The organism is Citrobacter sp. Cpo090, assembly GCF_030332665.1.
In the GTDB taxonomy this organism is placed as follows: Bacteria; Pseudomonadota; Gammaproteobacteria; order Enterobacterales; family Enterobacteriaceae; genus Citrobacter; species Citrobacter portucalensis.
Genome location: NZ_JAOWHK010000038.1, coordinates 410,066 through 431,797, shown reverse-complemented (window position 1 = coordinate 431,797; position 21,732 = coordinate 410,066). Strand labels below are relative to the sequence as shown.

Annotated in this window: 19 protein-coding genes; all 19 read right to left on the bottom strand. The window is 52.3% G+C overall.

What is annotated here, in order from left to right:
* Positions 1-4 precede the first annotated feature (4 nt).
* The 19 genes from wcaL to OGY83_RS24350 all read right to left on the bottom strand — a co-directional run bounded on the left by wcaL (position 5) and on the right by OGY83_RS24350 (position 21,097).
* A complete protein-coding gene (gene wcaL, locus OGY83_RS24440) occupies positions 5-1,225 on the bottom strand; it encodes a colanic acid biosynthesis glycosyltransferase WcaL (RefSeq protein WP_286637108.1) in 1,221 nt (406 codons plus the stop codon).
* Positions 1,222-2,502: a colanic acid biosynthesis pyruvyl transferase WcaK gene (gene wcaK, locus OGY83_RS24435; protein ID WP_286637107.1), complete on the bottom strand. Its 1,281-nt coding sequence runs from the start codon at positions 2,500-2,502 to the stop codon at positions 1,222-1,224. Before wcaK ends, wcaL begins: the two co-directional genes overlap by 4 nt.
* 23 nt (positions 2,503-2,525) lie before the next feature.
* Complete coding sequence (gene wzxC, locus OGY83_RS24430) at positions 2,526-4,004, bottom strand: colanic acid undecaprenyl disphosphate flippase WzxC (RefSeq protein ID WP_286637106.1); 1,479 nt, start codon at positions 4,002-4,004, stop codon at positions 2,526-2,528.
* Position 4,005: 1 nt separating this feature from the next.
* A complete protein-coding gene (gene wcaJ / locus OGY83_RS24425) occupies positions 4,006-5,400 on the bottom strand; it encodes an undecaprenyl-phosphate glucose phosphotransferase (protein WP_286637105.1) in 1,395 nt (464 codons plus the stop codon).
* A 54-nt stretch (positions 5,401-5,454) separates the two neighbouring features.
* A complete protein-coding gene (gene cpsG / locus OGY83_RS24420; RefSeq protein WP_286637104.1) occupies positions 5,455-6,825 on the bottom strand; it encodes a colanic acid biosynthesis phosphomannomutase CpsG in 1,371 nt (456 codons plus the stop codon).
* A 135-nt stretch (positions 6,826-6,960) separates the two neighbouring features.
* The gene (cpsB, locus tag OGY83_RS24415; protein WP_123267783.1) at positions 6,961-8,397 is read right to left on the bottom strand and encodes a mannose-1-phosphate guanyltransferase; all 1,437 of its coding nucleotides are present in this window, start codon (positions 8,395-8,397) and stop codon (positions 6,961-6,963) included.
* On the bottom strand, positions 8,397-9,623 hold the full coding sequence (gene wcaI / locus OGY83_RS24410) for a colanic acid biosynthesis fucosyltransferase WcaI (protein ID WP_286637103.1): 1,227 nt from the start codon (positions 9,621-9,623) through the stop codon (positions 8,397-8,399). Before wcaI ends, cpsB begins: the two co-directional genes overlap by 1 nt.
* Positions 9,620-10,099 carry a GDP-mannose mannosyl hydrolase gene (locus OGY83_RS24405; RefSeq protein ID WP_191228494.1) on the bottom strand — a complete coding sequence of 160 codons (480 nt, stop codon included), beginning with the start codon at positions 10,097-10,099 and terminating at the stop codon, positions 9,620-9,622. Before OGY83_RS24405 ends, wcaI begins: the two co-directional genes overlap by 4 nt.
* Before the next feature lie 2 nt (positions 10,100-10,101).
* Entirely contained in the window at positions 10,102-11,067 is a 966-nt protein-coding gene (gene fcl / locus OGY83_RS24400) for a GDP-L-fucose synthase (RefSeq protein WP_286637102.1), read from the bottom strand.
* A 2-nt stretch (positions 11,068-11,069) separates the two neighbouring features.
* A complete protein-coding gene (gene gmd, locus OGY83_RS24395; protein WP_003036748.1) occupies positions 11,070-12,191 on the bottom strand; it encodes a GDP-mannose 4,6-dehydratase in 1,122 nt (373 codons plus the stop codon).
* 24 nt (positions 12,192-12,215) lie between these two features.
* Entirely contained in the window at positions 12,216-12,770 is a 555-nt protein-coding gene (gene wcaF / locus OGY83_RS24390; RefSeq protein ID WP_286637101.1) for a colanic acid biosynthesis acetyltransferase WcaF, read from the bottom strand.
* A 9-nt stretch (positions 12,771-12,779) separates the two neighbouring features.
* Positions 12,780-13,526, bottom strand: coding sequence for a colanic acid biosynthesis glycosyltransferase WcaE (wcaE, locus tag OGY83_RS24385; protein ID WP_286637100.1), 747 nt, complete (start codon positions 13,524-13,526; stop codon positions 12,780-12,782).
* Positions 13,527-13,531: 5 nt separating this feature from the next.
* A complete protein-coding gene (wcaD, locus tag OGY83_RS24380) occupies positions 13,532-14,749 on the bottom strand; it encodes a colanic acid polymerase WcaD (protein WP_286637099.1) in 1,218 nt (405 codons plus the stop codon).
* Positions 14,724-15,941 carry a colanic acid biosynthesis glycosyltransferase WcaC gene (wcaC, locus tag OGY83_RS24375; RefSeq protein ID WP_286637098.1) on the bottom strand — a complete coding sequence of 406 codons (1,218 nt, stop codon included), beginning with the start codon at positions 15,939-15,941 and terminating at the stop codon, positions 14,724-14,726. Before wcaC ends, wcaD begins: the two co-directional genes overlap by 26 nt.
* Entirely contained in the window at positions 15,938-16,426 is a 489-nt protein-coding gene (gene wcaB / locus OGY83_RS24370) for a colanic acid biosynthesis acetyltransferase WcaB (RefSeq protein WP_191214318.1), read from the bottom strand. The genes wcaC and wcaB overlap by 4 nt, the downstream gene beginning before the upstream one ends.
* 2 nt (positions 16,427-16,428) lie before the next feature.
* Positions 16,429-17,271 (bottom strand): colanic acid biosynthesis glycosyltransferase WcaA, encoded by an 843-nt coding sequence (gene wcaA, locus OGY83_RS24365; protein ID WP_194210643.1) that lies wholly within the window; start codon positions 17,269-17,271, stop codon positions 16,429-16,431.
* Between the two features lie 72 nt (positions 17,272-17,343).
* Positions 17,344-19,506, bottom strand: coding sequence for a tyrosine-protein kinase Wzc (gene wzc / locus OGY83_RS24360; protein ID WP_286637097.1), 2,163 nt, complete (start codon positions 19,504-19,506; stop codon positions 17,344-17,346).
* Positions 19,503-19,952 (bottom strand): low molecular weight protein-tyrosine-phosphatase Wzb, encoded by a 450-nt coding sequence (gene wzb / locus OGY83_RS24355; protein WP_286637096.1) that lies wholly within the window; start codon positions 19,950-19,952, stop codon positions 19,503-19,505. Before wzb ends, wzc begins: the two co-directional genes overlap by 4 nt.
* 5 nt (positions 19,953-19,957) lie before the next feature.
* Positions 19,958-21,097 carry a polysaccharide export protein gene (locus OGY83_RS24350; RefSeq protein WP_003036765.1) on the bottom strand — a complete coding sequence of 380 codons (1,140 nt, stop codon included), beginning with the start codon at positions 21,095-21,097 and terminating at the stop codon, positions 19,958-19,960.
* Positions 21,098-21,732 lie beyond the last annotated feature (635 nt).

Genomic DNA, 21,732 nt, shown 5'->3' with positions numbered 1-21,732 from the left:
CGATTTACATCGTTTGCAGCAGACTGGCTAACTGTTTATTGATCGCTAACTGATTAAATTCAGTTTCAATTTTTTCGCGCGCGCACTGCACAATCGGCTTTACCTGCTCACTGTCGAGCAGGCTGAATGCCGCTAATCTCTCTGCCAGTGCCTGCGCATCGTTTTCCGGTGCCAGCCAGCCAGACTTGCCCGACTCGACCAGCTCAGGGATCCCGCTGTGAACGGTAGAAATTACCGGGATACCTACCGCCATCGCCTCCATCAGCGCCACCGGAATCCCCTCCATATCGCCGTCTCTTCCGGTGATCGACGGCAGTAAAAATACATCCGCCTGCTCAAGCATCTCCTTTACCTGATGACTGGGCTTAAAGCCAGGCATCTCAATCACATCATCAAGCTGATATTGCTCGATCAGCGTACGTAAACGACGCTCCCAAGGGCCGATACCCAGGATGCGATAACGAAATGAAACGCCCTGCTCTTTTAACTGACGACAGGCCTCAATGGCGACGTGCAACCCTTTTTTCTCGGTTAGCCGGGCGACAGAGATAATCTCCAGCGGTGCGGCTGGCGATTTAAGTTGACGAGGGGTAAAACGTGTCATGTCGATACCCATGCGCGAAACCGCAATTTTTTGCGGCGGACATCCCATATTTTTTAAACGTCCGGCCCAGAGATTGCTGATGGGTAACATCAAATCTCCACGTTGAAACAGTTGCTGATACTCAGGGGTATAGCGGGTAAGCACATCCCGGCGCGAAACATCGACGCCGTGAAAAACCGTGGCGATTTTTCCGCGGATCATCCCAAGCTCACGCAGCTTGGCGGCGGTTACGCCTGCCGGCCCAAAATGAGCAATAAAGACATCTGCCTGAAACGCCTGCGGATTCCCGCCGCAAATAGCCGCCAAAATCAGATTGCGCGCCTCCTCGCCATAGCGTGCAACATTAAGCGCCTTCCAGGTCGCTGCGCGGGTGAGACCGTGCAGAGCCGCCGCGGCCCTATATTTCAGCTTCGCCAGTTTGCTTTCCGGTTCATTGAGCAACCAGCGCGTTTTTTCACCCAGCCGGTAGGTATTAAATGAGGCATGCGTATTTTCAAGATCGCCCTTCTGCAAAGCGACAATCTCCACGTCGTAGCCCATATCGATAAATGCGGTTATCTGATTGAGTACAAAGGTCTCAGAAGAGAGCGGAAATTTAAGCAGGAAAAAGCCAATCTTCATTTTTCCCCCTCAATACGCGTTAAAACCGACTGCACCATGTGTACCCCGCGTTCGCGTTCGCGTGTCACAGCATCCCCAAGCCGTATGTTCAGATCAGGTAACTGTCCGAGGGTATCGGCGACCTTTCCTTGCAGACTGCCATCGAGCAGATGGCAAATATCGACAGCCATCTCCGGCAACCCCAACTGTTGCATAATCCCTGCCGATTTATGCTCGTAGTTAATGGCGATGGCTGGCGTCATAAAATTCATCGAGATGATGGCCGAGTGCAAGCGAGTCCCCACCGTCAGATCGCATGCCCCCAGAATCTTCCCCATCTCCAGATCGTTAAGTTCATCCATCACCACGTGATATCGGGACGAATCGTTAACATACTGGCGCAGGTTTAACGCCACCATGCGATCATCTTTGTTGTAACTATCAATACCGGTGCAGGTTGACAGTGCAATCACCTGGTAACCTTCATCGAGGATGCGGTTCACTACTCCGGCAAAGGCTTGTTCATAGGCCTGCTGCGTTGTCCCCAGACGCTTATCAAAAGGAGCCAGCTCGCGCAATGTAATGGCAACGGTCTTCTGTTTAGCCGCCATGTCTAACCAGTGCTGTACCGCATAACCTGGTTCAAAATCCTCATGATGATTGTCGACCAGCCAGGCCGTATCAACGCCTGTTTCGACTTTATCCGTGGTAATTGCGCTGCGCTTCATCAGATCCAGACTGACGGATTCACGCAAAATCAGCGCATTACAGTGACCAAACACGTAGTTCGCCAGTTGATTAAACTGCTCATCCTGGAATGGCCCCACGCTGTGACCAATCATGTACAGCGGTTTTTTCGCCATAAACGAACACAACGCATGTTCAAACTGCGGCACACCATACAGATCGACAAAGAACGATCCACCTACCTGGATGATGGCGTCATAACGCGACAATAAACGAACAAAATCGGTAAATCCCTGGGCGATAGCGATATTGCGCAGATTACCGGAGTCGGTAACACGCGAGAGTAGTACCTGATGCTGATAGCGACGACGTAGCACTTTCTTCACGCGCCCCATAACACCCGCGGCGTTGTTGTGTTGCTTCATCTGCGAATACAGCGGATCGCCCATCACCGGGCGGTTCAACAACCACGAAGAGCTCACCGGGTAACGGCTCATAACATCCACTTCAGTCTCGGGACGCAACGCGTTAATGGCATCCAGCAAACCGCGCAGGATCGCGCTATCCCCTCGATTCCCACAGGTATGGTTGCCCAAAATTAATAGTTTCATTACGACCTCTTAAAGCGTTGTTCTTATCCTGCACGAAGCAAGGTTTTCATTTTTTCACTGCGACAGAGCTGGCGTTTTATTTCCACCACCAGCGGATGGCGAGACAGCACAATCATTAGTGCAAACGCCAGCGCCCCTGCCGCTATCTGGCTCCCCAACAACACGCCCAACGACAGCTGGCCATGCAGCATTACGCCCAGCGCATAACTCACCACAAGGGTTGGCAAGGAGAGATACAACGGCAGCCAAAGACTGAGCATGTACTGGCGGTAGCTGGAGCCAAGAACAGGCTTGATCATCACGAAGTAGCTGAGGACTGTGTTAATCACCTGAACCAACAAAAAGCCCAGCGTCACGCCAATTGCCCCGGCCAGATGCCCACCGATGAAAATGGCCGGAATAAACAGAAAGGTTTTGAATACATTGAATTTGAAACTGATATCGACCCGCGCCTTCGCCATCAGCAGTGAACCGATCGGGTTCCCCACCGAGCGCAGCAGCCCAACAATGCACAGCAATTGCAGGATGGGGATAATACCGTTCCACTTCTCGCCAAACACCAGTGGCACCACGTTGTTGGACACCACCATCAGTCCCAGTAGCGCCGGGAAGTTGATAATCCCAACCACCGACAGCAGCTTGTAAAAATTCACCCGTAGCTTTTCGCTGTCGTCCTGGATTTTGGCAAACGCCGGAAACAGCACGCGGGTGATAATCGGGTTCAGTTTGATCGGGGGGACAACCGCCACATTCCAGGCGAGATTGAACCCGCCCGCCACGCCAGCTCCCAACGTGCGGGCTAAAACCAGCGTGGAAAGGTTGGTATTGATGTAATTGATGATGCTGTCTGCCGTCAGCCACGCACCAAAACGCAGATTCGACGAAACCGATGCCAGCGAAAAATGCAGCCCCGGACGGTAAATCCGGCGACCAAAATAGCCGAACAGCAGCGTACGTAGCGAACTGTTCACCAGATACCCGAGAATGGCGGTCAGCGCGAGCGGCCAGAAATGGGCGCTGACTACGGTAAAAGTAAAACCGGCCAGCACCGAACTGGTTTCAATCATGCCAATTTTGTTGAAGGCCAGCTCTTTTTGCATCAGCGCGCGAAACTGCTGCCCGTGCGGTATCACCACAAACGCCAGTGATAAGGTTTTGATGAGCTGTGCCAGTTCTGGGTTATTGAGCACATGGGCAATCGTCTCGCTCAGCAGAAACATCGCCACGCATACCACGATACCCAGCCCAACGTTGAGCCAGTACAGCGTGGTCAGTTCAAGATAGCCAATCTCTTTGCGCTGAATAATTGAGTTGGCGATACCAAAGTCAGACAGCGTATCGGCCAGCGCGATGATCACCAGCGCCACGGTTAACAACCCGAACTGGTGGTTATCAATAATCCGCGCCAGTACGGTCATCTGGATAAGCCCCAGACCAATGATGATCACAGTGGCAATCGCCGACCACTTTGCGCCGTTAAGCGTTTTTTCTCGTAAACTCATGTTAATACGCCGCTTTGTTGACAAAGCCTTTGAATACCGTCAGAAAAACAATTTTGATATCGAACCACACGCTCCACTCGCGGATGTATTCGAGGTCAAATTCCACACGTTTTTCCATTTTTTCCAGCGTATCGGTTTCACCCCGCCAGCCGTTGATTTGCGCCCAGCCGGTAATACCCGGTTTCACCTTGTGGCGTAACATGTAACCCTCGATCAGCTGGCGGTACTGTTCGTTATGCGCCACCGCATGCGGGCGTGGCCCTACAATAGACATGCCCCCGGTCAGCACGTTAATAAACTGCGGCAGTTCATCGAGCGACGTCCGACGCAGGAAATTCCCCACAGGGGTAACGCGCGGATCGTTTTGCGTCGCCTGCGTCACCACCGCGTCGTTTTCCATCACTTTCATCGAACGAAACTTCCAGACTTTGATCGGTTTGCCGTCCATGCCATAGCGGGTCTGGCGGAAAATCACCGGTCCTTTGGAGGTCAGTTTTACCAGTAGCGCTATGCCACACAGCACCGGAGAAATAAGCAGCAGGATCAGTGAAGCCAGCACGATATCTTCCGCGCGCTTTAACAGGCGATTAATCCCCGAGAGCGGCGTGTCATACAGCGGCACCACCGGAATGCCGTTCATCTCCTCAATTCGTGAATGCAAAATGTTGAAGGTAAAGACATCAGGAATAAGGATCACTGAACAGGTGGTGTCGGCCAGCTCGCGCACCAGTTTTTTTACGCTGGCGCCATCGCTCATCGACATGGCGATATAGACGTTGTGAATGCGTGAGGATTTGGCGTCGTCCACCAGCTGTTGCAGATTACCGGCCCAGTCGCGGGAGTTTTTCCCTGGGATAGGATCGTGATAGACCCCCGCCACTTCAAACCCCAACCACGGTTCATGGCGAAAGCTGTCCAGTAGCATTTGTCCGGCTGGCAGTTCCCCTGCCACCGCCACCCGGCGAGTGTTGTACCCGCGATTGCGCAGCCATCCCGCGCCGTAGCGAATAAACGAACGACTCAACACCAGGCCAACACTAGACAGCAGATACCACGCCAGCCAGACGGCGAGACGGTTATCAAAATCGTTATTAAAGGCGATCAGACCTGCGCAAAAAATCAGACTCAGCGTCCAGTTTTGCAGCAGCAGCACCAGCTCAGTGGAAATTTTGACACCGCGCCAGGAGCGATAAAAATCCGTTATGCCACCGAGCATCTGAAAAACGACCAGCGTGATCAACGCCACCAGCAGGTGCATGTACAGGAAAGGCAAACCGCTTAATTCGCAGATTACCCACAACCCGCCAAACATGATGGTGATATCTGAAAAGCGTTGCACCATCGAAATTAACGACGCATTGGTTTTGGCGCGCTCGCGCTTCTTTAGATGTATCATCGTGGTTCCTGTTAGTCACCCTTTGCCCAGAATCGGGCAAAGGAAGCACCAGCATTACTGATTCAGTAACGCCAGAAGAGTGCGCGTTCGCGCTTCCATCAACGGAATATCTCCGCGCGATTCCACGTTCAGGCGCACCACCGGTTCGGTATTGGAAGAGCGTAAATTAAAGCGCCAGTCGACAAACGACATGCTGATACCGTCCGTTCTGTCCACCGACAGCGCCTCACGGGAAAAATGCTGTTCCACGCGTGCAATCGCTGCCGCCGGCTCTGCCAGCGTACTGTTTATTTCACCACTCGCCGGGTAGGCCACCATCCGGTCGCGGACCAGTTCGCCCAGCGACTGCCCTTTCAGACACAGCAGTTCCGCCACCAGCAGCCACGGGATCATTCCACTGTCGCAGTAGGCAAAATCACGGAAATAGTGGTGTGCGCTCATTTCGCCGCCATAAATGGCATCTTCGAGGCGCATCCGCTCTTTGATAAACGCGTGTCCGGTTTTTGACATCACCGGTTTACCGCCTGCCGCCGTCACCACATCCACGGTGTTCCAGGACAGGCGCGGGTCGTGGATAATTTTCGCCCCAGGGTTCTTTTCCAGAAACGCCTCCGCCAGCAGGCCGACAATGTAGTAGCCCTCAATGAACTGACCTTTTTCATCGAACAGGAAGCAGCGGTCAAAATCACCGTCGAAGGCAATCCCCATATCCGTGCCGTGTTCAATGACCGCATTGTGGGTGTCGGCCCGGCATTCCGGCAGCAGAGGATTGGGAATACCGTTGGGGAAGTTGCCATCAGGCGTGTTGTGAATTTTGATGAACTCGACCGGCACGCCCAGCGCCTTAAAACGGGCCTCAATGGCGTCAACCACCGGACCTGCCGCACCGTTGCCGGAATTAAGCACCAGCTTCATCGGTTTCAGGTTGGCGGGACTGATGTAACCCAGCAGGTGGTCAATGTAGGCATCGCGGGTAGTAATGCGCTGGTAGCGACCACGTTTTGTCTCATCAACCGCCGGGAAGTCATTGGCTTCCGCCAGGCGCTGCACGTCGCGCAGACCAGTATCACCGCTGATGGGCCGTGCCCCTTCCCGCACCAGCTTCATGCCGTTGTAATCCATCGGATTATGGCTGGCGGTCACTTCAATACCGCCATCAATGCCCAGGTGGAAGGTGGCGAAGTAAATCTCTTCGGTGCCCGACATGCCGATATCCAGCACATCCACCCCCGCATCCTGTAGTCCTTTCGCCAGCGCCAGCTTCAGCGTCTCGCTGGTCAGGCGCACATCGCCGCCAAGGACAATCGTTTTTGGCTTCAGTAACTCACCGTAAGCGCGGCCAATCCGCCAGGCGATATCTTCATTCAGCTCTTCGCCCAGCCTGCCGCGAATATCGTAGGCTTTGAAACAGGTTAATTTCGTCATGATTTACCCTTCTTCAGGCAACAGGAGGCCCTGACTCTTAATGAGCCTTTTAATGAGTGTTAAATGCATTTCCCGCCGTGCTTCGCTTACCGGGCCTACAGTGTTGTAGGCTGGATAAGCGCAGCACATCCGGCATCAGGTACGCCCGTATCTGTCCGCAAACCGCACCACATCATCCTCATCGAGGTAAGATCCGGAGCGCACTTCAATCAGATCGAGCGGGATTTTCCCCGGGTTCTCCAGACAATGGGTCGCCCCCAGCGGAATATAGACAGACTCGTTTTCAGCGAGCAGTTTGATCTCATCATTGATTGTCACCTTCGCGGTACCGGCCACCACAACCCAGTGTTCAGCCCGGTGATGATGCATCTGCACGGACAATCCCTCACCGGGCTTGACGGTAATCCGCTTCACCTGGTAACGGTCTCCGGCATCAATAGAGTCGTACTTGCCCCATGGACGGTAAACTTCACGGTGAATATGATGTTCATGTCGTCCGTCAGCTTTAATTTGCTCCACCACTTTTTTGACGTCCTGCACCGCGTTGCGATCGGCAATCAGCACCGCATCTTTGGTCTGCACCACCACCAGATCTTTCACCCCGACGGTCGTCACCAGGCCAGATTCGGCATAGACGTAGCTGTTTTCCGTTTTGTGGCTAATAACATCGCCGTGATGCACATTGCCTTCAGCGGTATGAGCGCTGATTTCCCACAGCGATGACCAGGAGCCAACGTCGCTCCAGCCTGCGTTCATGGGCATCACCACCGCATCTGCCGTACGTTCCATTACCGCATAGTCGACAGACTCTTCCGGGCAAGCGAGAAACGCCTGTTCATCAACGCGGATAAAATCGAGATCGGGGTCAACCGTACTCATGGCGTTTTCGCATGCCTCAAAAATGTCGGGGCGATATTTTTTCAGTTCTTCCAGATAACGCCCGGCCCGGAACAAGAACATGCCGCTGTTCCAGTAGTAGTCGCCGCTCGCCACATAAGCCTGCGCGGTTTCCAGATTGGGCTTTTCAACAAACTGTGCCACCTCAAAAGCCACGGCGTCGGTATTGGTCGGCGAAACCTCGCCACGACGGATATAGCCGTAGCCGGTCTCCGGCTGGTCCGGCACGATACCAAACGTCACCAGCTTACCCGCGCTGGCATAGGGCATCGCATTGCGAACCGCCTCGCGAAATGCTTCTTCATCGGCAATCATGTGATCGGCTGCCAACACCAGCAGCAGCGGATCTTCCCCCGGACTTTGGCGTTTTGCCGCCAGCGCAGCCAGCGCTATCGCCGGTGCCGTATTACGCCCGGCGGGTTCGAGAATAATGTTCTCAGTCAGCTTGTGCAGTTGTCGTAGCTGTTCCGCCACAATGAAACGGTGTTGTTCGTTACAGATAACCACCGGGCTTTCGCACTCCACGCCGTTCAGACGACAAATCGTTGTCTGCAGCATGGTGAGATCGCCTTTCAGGCACAGGAACTGCTTTGGATACAACACGCGGGACAGAGGCCATAAACGGCTACCCGAGCCACCGGCCATCACCACCGGAAAGAGTTTGCTTTGACTCATCATGTACCCCGAATATCTGCAATAAATTGGCTCAGCACGTTTTCTTTATCCAGCGTGCGTTCAGCATAATCACGTGCCACCGTGTTCATTTTTGGCATCATCAGCGCCTGTTGAATGCCACTAACCAGCGAGTTTACCGACTCCGGCTCCACACACACCGCAATACCCGGATGCGTGCCGCAAAGCTGACCCAGTTCGGTTTCTGGCTCGGCGGTAATAACCGCGTTACCACCAACGGCGAGGATATTGGTCAGTTTGGAAGGCAATACGGTATCCGCCGCACCACGCTTTTGTACCACCAGATGACAGTCCGCCATCTTGAGCAGCGCAGGCAGAGCGTCATAAGATTGCAGCGGAAAGAACATCACATTATTCAGGCCACGTTCGCTAGCCATACTCTCCAGCCGCGCTTTACCCCCGCCCTGCCCGACAATCACAAACAGCCAGGGCCGCTCGCTCAACAGGGCCGCTGCGTCGATCACGCTCTCCAGCCCTTGCTTTTCACCGATATTGCCTGAGTAGAGAATGATTTCTTTATCATCAGGCAAGCCCAGTTGCTGGCGTAACGCCAGAGCATCGGCGGCGGTTACGTCACGAAAGCGTGCTACTTCTGACCAGTTCGGAAAGAAAATGACCTTCTGTGCATCAACGCCCTTTTCCTGCGCTTTATTCATCATTGAGCGAGAAATGGTCGAAATATGATCCATATTCAACAGCCCACTGCGCTCAAAGGCGCTGGCCAGTTTTGCCACCACGCCACGCTTGCCTTTGCCCGCCATGCCAAGCCCCAGCATGGCATCAACTTCGTAATCCTGAATATGCAGCAGCGTGCGCGCCCCGGACAGCTTCGCCAGCAGACGCATGCCCGGCGTACAAAACAGCGTCGGCACTACCCCAATGATGCGATCCGGCTTCCAGCGGCGTTGCGCCAGTAGTGGGAAGAAACTGCTCAGGGCAAAACTGCCTAAATGCAGCAGGCGCTTGAGCGTAGAAGGCTGCTCAGGCACATACAGCGGACAACGCCAGACGATGGCATCGCCCTCTTCACGACGGTAGCGCCAGGATGAATAGCGACCGCTGACCTTCCACTGCGGATAATAAGGCGGCGCAGTGATCACCCGTACGTCATGCCCCTGTTGCGCCATCCACTCCACCATTTCACCGGTGTATTTACCGATACCGGTCAACTCCGGCGAATAGTTGATGCCATACACGAGGATCTTCATAGCCCGGGTACTCCGGCCTGACTCTTCTCACAGAAGTAAGCCCGGCTGTTGTCGTGCACGTGGTCACTGGCCAGGATCTCTTCAATTGCCAGCCAGCGGTACGCGTCATGTTGAACGTCAGGCAGTAGCAGGTCGTTTTCCGACACCCGCAGACGAAATCCCAGCACAATGTAATGCGTTGAGAATTCCTCCCCGGAAAAGTTGTCGTCATAGAAGTGCTGCCAGACACCGTAAAACTCTGCAGCGGACAGTGGTAAACGTAACCCCAGCTCAGCGCCAGTAAGCCGCTCAAAGGCCGCGCGCAGCGGTTCATCTTTTTGCACCCGACCGCCGGGCACGAACCAGTACCCCTGCGCCGGACGATTGAGGCGCTTGCCAAGCAGAAATTTGCCGTCGGCGTTTTCCACGATCAAATCGATGGAAATTAGCGGAGTTGAACGTACAACGGTGGCAAAATCCTCATGACGTAAAAACATGCTTACCCCCGGTAACGCTGCTGGTTTTCAAGGAACCACTGATATGTACTGGCAAGCCCCGCTTCCAGAGATATCTCGTGATACCAGCCCAACTGATGCAGGCGCGTAACGTCGAGCAATTTGCGCGGCGTGCCGTCCGGTTTGCTGGCGTCAAACACCACGCGCCCCTTGTAACCCACGACCTGTGCGATAGTCTGGGCCAGTTCACGGATGGTGCAATCCACGCCCGTGCCCACGTTGATATGCGACAGCATCGGCTGGCTATATTCCTGCAACACTTCCTGAGCCAGCTCCATCACGTGGATACTGGCCGCCGCCATATCGTCAACATGCAGAAATTCACGCATTGGCGTCCCGCTTCCCCACACCACCACATCCGGCGTATTTTGCTCGCGAGCTTCATGAAAGCGGCGCAGTAGCGCCGGGATCACATGCGAATTACTCGGATGAAAGTTGTCATGCGGTCCGTACAGATTGGTCGGCATCACCGAGCGATAATCACGGCCATACTGTCGGTTATACGATTCGCACAGCTTGATACCGGCAACTTTGGCAATCGCATACGGCTCATTGGTCGGCTCAAGTGTCCCCTGCAACAGTTCACTTTCGGCGATTGGCTGGGTAGCCTGCTTGGGATAAATACAGGATGACCCGAGAAACAACAGTTTATTCACGTTATGCAGATGCGCCGCATGAATAATGTTGCTTTCAATCATCATGTTTTCATAAATAAAATCAGCAGGATAAGTATTGTTTGCCACAATCCCCCCTACTTTTGCCGCCGCCAGATAAACCTGGTCAATACGTTCAGCGGCAAAGAACGCCTGCACCGCACCCGCGTCCAGCAGATTAAGCTGGTCGCGGGTACGCAGCACCAGCTCTACGTTATTTCGCTGCGACAATTGTCTGACGATGGCGGCCCCCACCATCCCGCGATGGCCCGCCACAAAAATACGTTGTGTCTTCATCCTCAGTACTCCAGCGCGATAGCGACCTCGTAACCGTGCGACTTGAGCAGGGAATGTTTCTTCGCCGCATCAAGATCGTTGGCAACCATTTCCGAGATCATCTGGCGCAGCGTGATTTCCGGTTTCCAGCCCAGTTTTTCATGTGCTTTAGCCGGATCGCCCAGCAGCGTTTCCACCTCAGCCGGACGGAAGTAACGCGGGTCAACGGCAATCATGACATCCCCAGGCTTCACCCCCGGAGCATCGTGTCCGGTCACAGAAACTACGATGCCTTTCTCATTCACGCCCTCGCCTTCAAAGCGCAATTTAATCCCCAACTGAGCGGCCGCCATTTCTACAAACTGGCGCACGGAATACTGCACGCCGGTGGCAATCACGAAATCTTCCGGCTTATCCTGCTGCAGCATCATCCACTGCATCCTGACGTAATCTTTGGCATGCCCCCAGTCGCGCAGTGAATCCATGTTGCCCAGGTACAGGCAAGACTCCAGCCCCTGCGCGATGTTGGCGATCGCCCGGGTAATTTTGCGAGTAACAAAGGTTTCGCCGCGGCGCGGAGATTCGTGGTTAAACAGAATGCCGTTACAGGCATACATCCCGTAAGACTCGCGGTAGTTGACGGTTATCCAGTAGGCGTACAGCTTAGCAACGGCATACGGTGAACGCGGATAGAACGGCGTGCTCTCTTTCTGCGGGATTTCCTGTACCAGACCGTACAGTTCAGAGGTAGACGCCTGATAAAAACGAGTCTTCTTCTCAAGTCCGAGGAAGCGAATTGCCTCCAGCAAACGCAAGGTGCCGATCGCATCAACGTCTGCGGTGTATTCCGGTGAATCAAACGACACCGCGACATGGCTCATGGCGCCCAGGTTATAGACTTCATCCGGTTGGACTTCCTGTAAAATACGGGTCAGGTTGGAGGAGTCGGTCAAATCGCCATAGTGCAGATGAAATTTGGGATTGCCTGAATGCGGATCCTGGTAGATGTGGTCCACACGTTCGGTGTTGAATGATGAAGCGCGACGCTTAATACCGTGTACTTCGTACCCTTTTTCCAGCAGGAGTTCTGCCAGGTAAGAACCATCCTGCCCGGTTACGCCAGTAATGAGAGCGACTTTTGACATGTTATAACCTCTTCAGTGATCCCCTCAGGGAGTAACTTTCTCGACGCGTTCGCGCGTGACTACTGCGGGATTTCCCCGACAAATGACATTTGCTGGCAGCGATTTAAATACGCTGCTTCGTGCTCCGACGATGGTGCCATCGCCAATCGTCACGCCAGGCGCGACAAAGACATCTGTCGCCAGCCAGCATTTAGCGCCAACTACAATCGGCGTAGCGTTAATATCAAAATGTTGACTGGCATAATCATGACTCCCGGTACATAAATAATTTTTTTGCGAAATAACCGCGTGGGCGCCAATCGTAATATCACCTAACGTATATAAAACCGAGTCATCACCCACCCAGGCATAATCTCCCAGGGTTAGTTTCCACGGATAAGTAATTTTTACTGAAGGCCGAATGACTACGTTTTTTCCTATTTTTGCGCCAAACATTCGTAATAAAAATGCACGCCAGCGATACATGACCTGCGGTGACCAGCGAAATAATGTTGCTTGCACCGCCCACCATAATTGCACTTTAATCGCGCCGCCGCCGCGAAAACCTCCTGGCACTTTAAATCCGCTTAAGTCCTGCATAATATTCCTTTACGTTTTCCCATATAAAGTTTTTGTTTTACCGGTTGTGCGCAGACGTAAATATTCTGATAAACCGGTCCAAAAACCTGGCATGTGTAATATCTGGCGCTGTACTTTTTTGGCATCCCGGCACAATTCCAGATTATTCGTCGTTGACACTCCGCCCATGGAAAACTCCGATACCAACCCGCTCAGTTTTTTAAAAGCGTAACCGGACTTGTATAATTTGGCTGTCAACGCGTAATCAGACGATATTTTATATTGCAAATCATAATGCCAGACATTCAGTCCTGAGAGCGGAAAGAATATTGCCTGATGGCTGGCGGGCAGGCTGTGGTAAATATACCAACCCGGTTTTGCCCGACGCTTAATTTTGTTGCCATTGCCGAAATTCAGCAACGCATCGCCAATGACCATAGTTTGGTCGCTCTGCGTTTTTAGCTGGCGGATAAAATGTGCCGCATCCGCATGCAGAATATCCCCGGAGTTGAGGAACAGCGCAAACCGCCCGCGCGCCATCGCGATGCCTTTGTTCATCGCATCATAGATACCTTTATCCGGTTCGCTGACATACCGTAACCGGTGTTCCCCATTAAGCTCTTCAAGGAATGCTGACGTACCGTCAGTGGAGCCGCCATCAACAACAATCCACTCAAAACTGATATCACCCGCTTGCGCCAGATGTGCCAGCGATGCGTGAGTTTTGACGATCCCTTCCAGATTGCGAAAGGCGACGGTAATGATACTGAGCAGCATGTGAGTTACCTCGCGATATTCAGCGCCTTGCGTAATATAAATGGACACACAATTAAAAATGCGTATTCCGGACTAAATACTGAACCTGTAAAAAACAGGGACAACGGTGTAAAAAGATAAAGCTGCACCCGATAATTCTGATTATCGCCAAACGCATTGATCATCATTTTTATGACCTTCCCCATGTACCACAGGGCTAATATCACCGCGAACCATGAAAAATAAATAATCAGCAGATACAAGCCATTGTCTATTGTTTTACCGACATCTGCACCGTTAAAAATCCCGAATGACGCGACGTATTCATAAAGTGAGCCAAATCTCACTACGCCATCAACGTTCAGTAACGAATAACCGACCATCACTAATGGTCCTACGATACGATAATACGATGACGAACCTTCAGTTCCTAAATCACCAAGCCGCGTTGCGATGTACGGAAAAGCAAATATCACACCAACCAGAAACACGCTTAATGAGATTATCGCCAGTGGTAGCTTCTTTTTTATCGCATCCTTATTCAGGTACTGGAACGCCCACTCCAGGAGATAAAACAAAATAAACGTCATTACCCCTGAAAACGATCCTGATAATATTATCCCTGCCAGAATCATAGCATCGGACTTAGGTGTTTTGATACCGAACTGTTTGATACTGAGCCAAATTGAGATTAACGCCAGAGCGAAGAATGCCGGTTCGAAATAGAGTGCGGTGGTACGCTTCCCACCAAACTTAATAAAGTTCAGAACATAGCTGTTACTGTAAATAAGATATTTCGAAATAACTTCCATTAAACTGCTGCCGCCGCTGAGAATTATCTGTGCCATTTCAACCGCAGCTAATCCCACCACCAGTCCCACCACCAGCCAGAAAAAACGCAAAATCTTAATGTAGTTATGCGGTGAAATGGTTTTGAAGCGAATACTCCACACCATGCCAATAATCACCACGGTATAAACAAACAGCATCGCTGACGTTACGTACTTGCTGGCATCCAGTGATTGGCCGAACAGGTAGTTAAACGCCGTCAGCCCGCCCCCCACGCCCAGCGCGATCATTATTTTTTTGATATTAATGCGCTCGACAAACAGCAACAGCAGAACAGGCAAGAAGGTGACGATGGTTATCGGGAAGCTCTCGCCAAGCTGGGCAAGTTTGACGTTAACCAGCAAATAAAGCAGCGGTAGCACCAGATAGCTACAGATTCTGATAGAACGAGACATATTCCTCCAGCATCTGTTGCCCACTGTATGCCACCCGACTGCGCTGGCTGAACGCGGTAAGAGACGTGTCAAATACCGCCTGCGCGATGTCTGATTTTTTCAGCTGCACCAGTTGCAATACGTCCGCTTCGCTGAACGTTTTGCCGCCTGATTTAGCCAGCACTTCCTGCGCGGCATCGCTGTGCGTGGCAATTACCGGTACGCCGATGGAAAGCGCTTCACACAGAATCAGCGGGTAGTTATCAACACGGGAGCTGAACACCAGTCCATCCATCTGGTTAAGCGCACTCATCAACGTGCGCTTATCGCTCTCAAAACCGTGATTGATGACGTTATCTCCCGCAAATGGCGAAAACTTGCCGAAGGTATGCAGCTCAATTTTGTCCCCAAGCGCGGTAATCGCTCGCACCAGTTGCTGACTGGTTTTGCCGTCATAGCGCAGGTCATGAGCCACCACGGCAATTTTCGGCCGAACGCTCTCCTCATGCATCGCGGGTAGTTCGGCAAGAATGGCTTCCGTCGCCACATCGATACCGTTGTTAATAATGTGGCAGCGTCCCACGCCATACAGGCTGTTGAATGCGTCGGCCACATGCTGACTGGGTGAGATAAACTGGCAGCCCAGCGCCAGCATGGCGCGAAACATCTGCCGCTTGCCGGGCAACTGCTGATGGGCTTTATCGATTTTTACCGGCGGATAGTTGCTGAGCGTCGGGCATTTCTGGCAGCCCGTTTTCCAGCCTTCGCAGCCATCGGTAAAGGCACAGCGCCCGGTCACGCTCCAGTGATCGTGCAGCGTCCAGACGAAGGTGATATCCGGTTTATGCGCCTTCACTTTTTGGCAAAAGGAGACCACCTCTTCCAGGTTCAACCAGTAGCTGTGCAACACATGAAAATGCAGTACCAGTGGGCCGCTGGTGCGGGTAACTTCACGGTATAACTTGTTGAGATTGCCAAACATGTCGCGGTTCACGAAACGAAACAGCGCAATGTTCGCCGCCGACGTCAGGCGCGGCGTATATTTAATAACCTGCGGGTAATTCGCATGACTGGCGCTTTTTTTACCACCTTTGCCATAGCCATAGACAAAACGCGACGACAGCCCTTTTTCCAGCGACCTCAGATGCAAATCTAACGCCACGCCTGCCGCCCCACCTTCTGCGAGTCGCACATTAAACTGTAATATCTTCATTTTATTACCTTCACCCGAGCCTTCTCGCCCACGACCAGCGTATTGTCCGGAACGCTATCCACCACGACGCTCCCGGCGCCAATCGTCACGTTATCGCCAATAGCAACGTCGCCAAGCAGAGTGACATTGGCCCCCAACTCAACGCCGTTACCGATGACCGGACAGGATGGGTCGTTGGCACCAAGATTGCCGATGGTGACGCCGTGGCGTAGGGTAAAATCATCCCCCACCACCACGTTTTTATTGATAACCACCCCATAACCATGATGGATGGTGAAACGACGGCCGATTGATGCAGCAGCCTGAATTTCATAGCCAAACAGGCATTCAGTGATAAGGCGATACATCACCAGCACCGGGGCAGCCCACAGGTTGTTTATGATGTTTTTTTTACGCCAGACGGAGCAAAAATGGGCAATCCGATAGGCCGCCACCATGCAGCAGGGGCGCAGACTCCAGCCGTTCGCGCGTAAATCTTCCAGCATAATTAGCGTCCTCGCAGTCCGTCGGCCAGACGCTTACTGTTACGAACAGAAAGCAGCGTCAGCAGCGTGCGCCAGTTCATCCGTTTGTTGCGGATCTGATAGAGGGTAAACAGCTGATATTTCTTGCTGGCCCGGTCAAATTTGCCTTTGTGCTTGCGGTAAAACTGAAAGTAGCCGGAGAATTTATTTGGCGATGAGGTAATACGCATCTCACCGTGATTGACATGCAGGATCTGCGTCGCCTCTTTGACCTTCCACGGTTTGCCATACGCCACCACCATGCGCAGGAAGATGTCGTAATCTTGCGCCGCTTTCAGCGTGGTATCGAACAGGCATGCTTTAAACCGCCATGCCCAGGTAAATACCTGATTACCAATGATGTTGCGCTTATAAAACCTGCGGCGTGAATAAACGGACTTCGGATAGAGCGGCAGACTGGTCGGCTGCGAATACACTTCGCCTTCACAGATATAGTCATTGGCATACAGAAACGCCCGCGTGACCAGTTGATGTCTATATTGCAGGAACACGCTCAGGCGGTTCGGCGTCCATTCATCATCATCATCAATCCCTGTAATGTATTGCCCGTTGGCCTGCATAATGGCCTGATTACGCACCGCGCAGGCCCCTGAGTTGGTGGAATTATGCGTATACGACACACGCGGATCGTTGAGTTCCTCAACAAACTGCTGCAACTGCTCATATGAGGAAGAGCAATCATCCACAATGATCATCTCCCAGTGAGGGTAGTCCTGGCGCAACACCGATTTAATCGCCCTAATGGCCAGCTGCTGGCGGTTCCAGGTTGGCATATAAATTGAAATTAGCGGGTTCTCTGTCGTCATTTTCGTTTCCGGATAGATACGCTTTTGTAGGCCGGATAAGGCGTTTTCGCCGCATCCGGCAGGGTTGGTGATTTATTTCGCATCCGACGTATATTCGTATTCGTAGTAGCCGTAATCCTGATACCCGCTGGCGCGGCGGAAGATAGAGTTAAGGATCACCCCTTTCACCTGAATGCCGTTTTGTTCGAAGCGACTCAGGCTGGTTTCCACCTCTTTCAACGTGTTGACCGCATAACGCGCCACCATCAGCGTGGTTCCGACGTGGCGCCCCACGATAGCCGCATCGGTCACCGCCAGAATTGGTGGGGTGTCGATCAGCACCAGGTCATAGTGCGCGCTGGCCCAGGCAATCAGTTCGCCGAAGCGCTCGCTCATCAACAGCTCGGAAGGATTGGGAGGGATTTGACCGCGAGGGATCAGATCAAAATGCGGAATCGATGTCGGTTTGGCGCTGGATGAAATATCTCCCTTGCCGATAAGGATCTCAGACAGGCCGTTGACGTTATTGGTCCCCAGCAGTTCGTGGGTATAACCTTTGCGCATGTCGCAGTCGATCAACAGCACGCGTTTGTTGGTCTGGCTGATGACTGCCGCGAGGTTGGCGCAGACAAACGTTTTGCCAATCGACGGGCTGACGCCGGTCAGCATCAATACGTTGTTACGCGCCTGCATCATGGCAAAGTGCAGGCTGGTACGCAGACTGCGGACCGCTTCGATGGCGAGATCGGTTGGATTCCCCACGGCCAACAGCTGGCTTTGCTTGTAGCGTTTCACACCTTTAATGGTCTGAACGTTATCACGTGCTTTTTGCCATTCAGACAGCGGAATACTGGCATACACGCTGATACCATGCTCTTCCAGCGCCTGCGGGCTTTCAATACCGCGATTAAACAGAGAACGCAGCAATACGCCCACCACCGAAAGCATCAAACCGAGAATGATACTGCCGAGAATAATCAGCGCCGTTTTCGGCTTCAGCACACCAGGCTGAGCAATCGCGGGATCGACAATGCGCACATCGCCAACCGTACTGGCCTCGGTAATCTTCAGTTCCTGTTGCTTGTTCAGTAACTGCATATAGACCTGCTGACCGGACTCCACATCACGCGTCAGGCGAACAATTTCCTGCTGCGTTTTCGGCATCGCCGTTACACGCCCGTTCAGCTTACTTTTCTCATCTTCCAGCGCCTGGCGTTTTTCCAGCAGCGTGCGGTACGCCGGGTGCGCCTTGGTGAACAGCTTGGAAATCTCCGCTTCTTTGAAGGTCAATTCATTCAGCTGCGCGTCGATATTCACCATCGAATCCAGCACCGCTTTGGCTTCCAGCGGCAAATCCACGGAGTCTTTATCCTGACGAAAGGCGTTCAGCTTGTTTTCGGCAACGTCCAGCCGATTACGTACCTCAGGCAGTTGCTTTGCCAGAAACGCCAGACTTTTGGCGGCCTCTTCGGATTTACGTTCCACGTTTTGTTGCAGATAGTTGCGGGTAATACTGTCGAGGATCTTACGGATTTGCTCGCGGTCTTCGCCGGTAAAGGTCAGGCTCAATACGCCGGTATCTTTGCCTGTTTCCGCCACCATCAGATTATTTTGCAGGGTGTTTATCATGCCCAGCGTGGAGAATTTGCTGACGGTAAATTGGCTCTCCGGGCTGGCATGAATTGCCTCAACCAGCATCGTCACGCCATCGTGTTCCAACACCTTGCCGACTTGCCCACGGGCGCTAAAACCCCCGTCACTCACCAGTTGATAGCTTTTGTCATTCAGCACATTGAGCGTGAAGGTCTGTTCATTCATTGCCTTTGGCAGCATGAAGGTCGTCACGTTAACCGTTTCGTTCTGACGGCCCATCAGCCGATCCCAGCCCGCGCCAAAAATGGGGAACGTATCTTTGGTAACGGCGATATCAAGGTTGAGATCGTCTACCGTTTTCCCTAATACCAGTCGTGACTGAATGAGCTGAATTTCCGCTTCTGAGGCCGGAGGTTTGTTCGACAACGCCGAGCCAATATCCTGCACCAGTGAATTTCCGGTATTTTGCTCAATTTGCACCAGCGCGTCCGCACTGTAGATGGGTGTGGCGAACAGCGTGTAGACCGCGGCACACAATGCAAAAGCCGTGGTAATGCCAAGAACCCACCAGCGGGCTTCCACCACCGTTGCGACCAGACGACCAATATCGATTTCATCATTGCCCGTTACCGGCGCAGCAGACTGTTTTACTTTTTCTGTCATTGTTTTCCCTGCTCTGCGTTCAGTGCCTGAGCCCATTGGCGGGCAGACCGTTCAAGTAATGCGTACACCGCGTCAAACGCATCACGGCTTTTACGATACGGATCGGGAATTTCGCGCTCGCTGTCCCAGTGCCCAAAAAGCATCACTTTGCCGCGCATCTCCGGCACCATTTCACACAGGGCTGAGATATGGCGCTTTTCCATGGTCAGGATCAGGTCATACTCCCGGCACATTCGTCCTGAGATCTGCCGGGCGCAATGATTAGCCAGTGACAGGTTGTGCGCCTGCGCCACGCTAATAGCGCACGGATCCGCGCCCTTCCCGACCAACGCCCCAAGACCGGCAGAAGAGACCGTTAACGCCGGATGAAATTGCCTTAACAAGCGCTCTGCCGTCGGGGAACGGCAAATGTTCCCCACACAGACAACTAAGATTTTGTTAAACATGACGATTACCAGTTGTGAAGGTCGCTGGCCGTGTCCGTCATATAGCGAACACCGCTAATAGTCGGCAGCAACTGATTGATCAAACGGTTCCAGCGAGCAACCGGCGCGGTAGTGACGTACACCACATCGTATGGCTGGAGTCGGAATGAAGTCGCCATCACCAGCGACGTCGCATCGGACATATCAAGCTGATAGATATTGGCGATCTTGCCGTTGTTCCCGCCCTCGCCTTTCAATGGTCGAATAACGAAAATACCGCTGGCATTGGAGGTGGTCAGGTCAATACCTTCGGCATTGCCCAGCGCTTCGGTGAGCGTCATGCCGCTGAAGTCCATTTTGAGGGTGCTCTGTTTTTTAACTTCCCCCATTACGAAAACTTTCAGATCGTCATTACGCGGGACAAACAGGATGTCGCCAGGATAGAGCAGACGATTCTGGCTCAGGTCGCCATTTTGCATCAGTGCTTGCAGTGAAATGCGTTGCTCCTGCCCTTTATGAGTCAGCACAACGTTACGCCAGTCTGCCGCCTCGGTGAGACCGCCAGCGGCGTTAATAGCATCGAGAACGGTAAGCGGCACGTTGGTGATGGCCTGCTGGCCGGATTTATTCACCTGCCCGGAGACATAGGCCTTCTGCGAGCGGAAAGCGGCGATATTAACGTCCACCTGCGGGTCAGCAATGTACTTCGCTAAGCGCCCGGTAATATCACTACGAATCTCTGCCAACGTTTTCCCTACCACGCTGACTTTGCCGATGTAGGGGTAAAACATCGTGCCATCAGGCTGCACCCAGTTGCCGGTATCGCTTGAGCTACGGTACTGCCCGGCCGGCGTGGTGAGTTCGGGATGGTCCCAGACGGTCACATTCAGGACATCCCCCGGACCGACCCGGTACTGATATCCGGCAATCTCCTGGTCCAGCGACATATTAGGTTGTGCAACATTTGGTCGAGGACGTAATTGTTCTACCAGCCGTGGCGTGAGTGGATAAACATTCACCATGCGATCGATATCAAAATCAGCGTCCTGCTGTTTAATCACATCTTTGCCCATCGTAGACATATTGCTGCCCGGAAGCACGGTACAACCGTTTATCAAGATTACCGATACCAATACTGGTATCAATTTAAGTTTGGATTTCATCATTGATTATTTATCACTTTGGCAGAGTAATTATCACATGCAATCTAAATAGCGACTTCGCCTGTACGCATTTACCTTGCCGTTAATTGAATTGGAATTTAACTGGCATCAGTCCTAAAAAAAATGAATTCATCTGCGGTCTCTTGACAGAATACTTTAGGCTTGTTTCAGGCGACCAGACACGCTACCGCCCCTGGCTTCACTAGCTACCAATGCACTGATTAATTTAAATTTTTATCTTCTCCTGTATTTTCATCGCATTTACAGAGGCAGCGCATCAGAAATAGCGCCACTGGTTGATGAGGAAATATTTATCTTTTGATTATTACCGCAAGAATTGTTGCAGCTATGCGAATATCAGGCAAGATAACAAACCGCCTACACCAAGCTTTTAAGATTAATATTAAGCGTCGGATTTTTATATTTTTAGGATTTTATTGATATTGACAATATTGGTATGTAAATATCCCGCCTGCGATATTTCCTAAATATATTTAGATTAATAAAATCATTTCCTGTAGTTACATTAAGGCTATTATCCTGCATCTGTTCTGATATAACCGACAGAGAAATCCCTTCTCGCCATTGCATTTTTCGCCAGTTTTACCCATGATCGAATTGTGACAATTGTCATACAA

Coding starts and splice junctions, on each gene's coding strand:
- wcaL (WP_286637108.1), bottom strand. CDS start 1,225: ATGAAGATTGGCTTTTTCCTGCTTAAATTTCCGCTCTCTTCTGAGACC.
- wcaK (WP_286637107.1), bottom strand. CDS start 2,502: ATGAAACTATTAATTTTGGGCAACCATACCTGTGGGAATCGAGGGGAT.
- wzxC (WP_286637106.1), bottom strand. CDS start 4,004: ATGAGTTTACGAGAAAAAACGCTTAACGGCGCAAAGTGGTCGGCGATT.
- wcaJ (WP_286637105.1), bottom strand. CDS start 5,400: ATGATACATCTAAAGAAGCGCGAGCGCGCCAAAACCAATGCGTCGTTA.
- cpsG (WP_286637104.1), bottom strand. CDS start 6,825: ATGACGAAATTAACCTGTTTCAAAGCCTACGATATTCGCGGCAGGCTG.
- cpsB (WP_123267783.1), bottom strand. CDS start 8,397: ATGAGTCAAAGCAAACTCTTTCCGGTGGTGATGGCCGGTGGCTCGGGT.
- wcaI (WP_286637103.1), bottom strand. CDS start 9,623: ATGAAGATCCTCGTGTATGGCATCAACTATTCGCCGGAGTTGACCGGT.
- OGY83_RS24405 (WP_191228494.1), bottom strand. CDS start 10,099: ATGTTTTTACGTCATGAGGATTTTGCCACCGTTGTACGTTCAACTCCG.
- fcl (WP_286637102.1), bottom strand. CDS start 11,067: ATGAAGACACAACGTATTTTTGTGGCGGGCCATCGCGGGATGGTGGGG.
- gmd (WP_003036748.1), bottom strand. CDS start 12,191: ATGTCAAAAGTCGCTCTCATTACTGGCGTAACCGGGCAGGATGGTTCT.
- wcaF (WP_286637101.1), bottom strand. CDS start 12,770: ATGCAGGACTTAAGCGGATTTAAAGTGCCAGGAGGTTTTCGCGGCGGC.
- wcaE (WP_286637100.1), bottom strand. CDS start 13,526: ATGCTGCTCAGTATCATTACCGTCGCCTTTCGCAATCTGGAAGGGATC.
- wcaD (WP_286637099.1), bottom strand. CDS start 14,749: ATGTCTCGTTCTATCAGAATCTGTAGCTATCTGGTGCTACCGCTGCTT.
- wcaC (WP_286637098.1), bottom strand. CDS start 15,941: ATGAAGATATTACAGTTTAATGTGCGACTCGCAGAAGGTGGGGCGGCA.
- wcaB (WP_191214318.1), bottom strand. CDS start 16,426: ATGCTGGAAGATTTACGCGCGAACGGCTGGAGTCTGCGCCCCTGCTGC.
- wcaA (WP_194210643.1), bottom strand. CDS start 17,271: ATGACGACAGAGAACCCGCTAATTTCAATTTATATGCCAACCTGGAAC.
- wzc (WP_286637097.1), bottom strand. CDS start 19,506: ATGACAGAAAAAGTAAAACAGTCTGCTGCGCCGGTAACGGGCAATGAT.
- wzb (WP_286637096.1), bottom strand. CDS start 19,952: ATGTTTAACAAAATCTTAGTTGTCTGTGTGGGGAACATTTGCCGTTCC.
- OGY83_RS24350 (WP_003036765.1), bottom strand. CDS start 21,097: ATGATGAAATCCAAACTTAAATTGATACCAGTATTGGTATCGGTAATC.